Source organism: Corallococcus sp. RDP092CA (genome assembly GCF_041903675.1).
Classification (GTDB): domain Bacteria; phylum Myxococcota; class Myxococcia; order Myxococcales; family Myxococcaceae; genus Corallococcus.
In genome coordinates this window covers 1-517 of record NZ_JAYESI010000121.1, presented here as the reverse complement: position 1 = coordinate 517, position 517 = coordinate 1, and the positions used below count along the sequence as shown (strand labels likewise).

General features: G+C 68.7%; 1 pseudogene. It reads right to left on the bottom strand.

From position 1 onward, the window contains the following. Positions 1-517 (bottom strand): annotated as a pseudogene (locus tag U8525_RS34440) (serine/threonine protein kinase); the annotation flags it as partial.

Genomic DNA, 517 nt, shown 5'->3' with positions numbered 1-517 from the left:
GAGAGTCGTGGGCCCTCCTCCTGCTTGAGGTTCCCCGGGTAGTAGAGGTGCCGGCCCGTGGCGAACTCCAGCAGCACCAGCCCCAGGGAGAAGAGGTCCGCGCGCGCGTCCGTCGCCTCTCCCAGCAACGCCTCCGGTGAAGCGTAGATGACATCCCCCGGGGGACGCGGCAGCGTCGTGGCGAGGCGCCCTTGCAGCTTGGAGCAGGCGACGCCGAAGTCCGTCAGCGCTACGCCCCCGCTGGGCCGCAAGCGGATGCACCCGGGGTTGATGTCGCGGTTGACGATGCCCAGCGAGTTGCCGGCGTCGTCGGTGCCGGTATGCGCGTGCGCGAGGGCCGCCGCTACCTCCGCCCCGACGTAGAGGACGAAGGCCTCGGAGAAATAGCGACCGCGTGTCTGGGCGATGGTGAGGAGCGTATTCAGGCTGAAGCCCTCCACGCACTCCATGACGGCCCCCAGGCCCAGCACCTCTCCAAACTTCATCTCGAAGAGGCCATGGACGCGGGCGATGTTGG